Here is a 1,749-nt window from a genome sequence, read left to right as displayed (position 1 = left end):
CCGCCAAAACATCTTCGGCGTTGTAAGGTTAAGCCTCACGGTTCATTAGTACCGGTTAGCTCAACGCATCGCTGCGCTTACACACCCGGCCTATCAACGTCGTCGTCTTCAACGTTCCTTCAGGAGACTCTAAGTCTCAGGGAGAACTCATCTCGGGGCAAGTTTCGTGCTTAGATGCTTTCAGCACTTATCTCTTCCGCATTTAGCTACCGGGCAGTGCCATTGGCATGACAACCCGAACACCAGTGATGCGTCCACTCCGGTCCTCTCGTACTAGGAGCAGCCCCCCTCAGTTCTCCAGCGCCCACGGCAGATAGGGACCGAACTGTCTCACGACGTTCTAAACCCAGCTCGCGTACCACTTTAAATGGCGAACAGCCATACCCTTGGGACCTACTTCAGCCCCAGGATGTGATGAGCCGACATCGAGGTGCCAAACACCGCCGTCGATATGAACTCTTGGGCGGTATCAGCCTGTTATCCCCGGAGTACCTTTTATCCGTTGAGCGATGGCCCTTCCATTCAGAACCACCGGATCACTATGACCTGCTTTCGCACCTGCTCGCGCCGTCACGCTCGCAGTCAAGCTGGCTTATGCCATTGCACTAACCTCCTGATGTCCGACCAGGATTAGCCAACCTTCGTGCTCCTCCGTTACTCTTTAGGAGGAGACCGCCCCAGTCAAACTACCCACCAGACACTGTCCGCAACCCGGATTACGGGTCCACGTTAGAACATCAAACATTAAAGGGTGGTATTTCAAGGTCGGCTCCATGCAGACTGGCGTCCACACTTCAAAGCCTCCCACCTATCCTACACATCAAGGCTCAATGTTCAGTGTCAAGCTATAGTAAAGGTTCACGGGGTCTTTCCGTCTTGCCGCGGGTACACTGCATCTTCACAGCGAGTTCAATTTCACTGAGTCTCGGGTGGAGACAGCCTGGCCATCATTACGCCATTCGTGCAGGTCGGAACTTACCCGACAAGGAATTTCGCTACCTTAGGACCGTTATAGTTACGGCCGCCGTTTACCGGGGCTTCGATCAGGAGCTTCGCTTGCGCTGACCCCATCAATTAACCTTCCGGCACCGGGCAGGCGTCACACCGTATACGTCCACTTTCGTGTTTGCACAGTGCTGTGTTTTTAATAAACAGTTGCAGCCAGCTGGTATCTTCGACTGACTTCAGCTCCATGAGTAAATCACTTCACCTACGTGTCAGCGTGCCTTCTCCCGAAGTTACGGCACCATTTTGCCTAGTTCCTTCACCCGAGTTCTCTCAAGCGCCTTGGTATTCTCTACCTGACCACCTGTGTCGGTTTGGGGTACGATTTGATGTTACCTGATGCTTAGAGGCTTTTCCTGGAAGCAGGGCATTTGTTGCTTCAGCACCGTAGTGCCTCGTCGTCACGCCTCAGTGTTAAAGTGAACCGGATTTACCTGGAACACACACCTACACGCTTAAACCGGGACAACCGTCGCCCGGCCAACATAGCCTTCTCCGTCCCCCCTTCGCAGTAACACCAAGTACGGGAATATTAACCCGTTTCCCATCGACTACGCCTTTCGGCCTCGCCTTAGGGGTCGACTCACCCTGCCCCGATTAACGTTGGACAGGAACCCTTGGTCTTCCGGCGAGCGGGCTTTTCACCCGCTTTATCGTTACTTATGTCAGCATTCGCACTTCTGATACCTCCAGCAACCCTCACAGGCCACCTTCACAGGCTTACAGAACGCTCCCCTACCCAAC

The 1,749-nt window shown here is 53.8% G+C and carries 1 rRNA gene; it reads right to left on the bottom strand.

Annotated elements, in window-relative coordinates:
* Positions 1–24: 24 nt before the first annotated feature.
* Positions 25–1,749: ribosomal RNA gene (locus tag NA330_RS23140) — 23S ribosomal RNA — on the bottom strand; the annotation flags it as partial.

It is taken from the genome of Salmonella sp. NW722 (genome assembly GCF_051702785.1).
GTDB lineage: Bacteria > Pseudomonadota > Gammaproteobacteria > Enterobacterales > Enterobacteriaceae > Salmonella > Salmonella enterica.
This window is presented reverse-complemented; position numbering and strand designations above follow the sequence as displayed.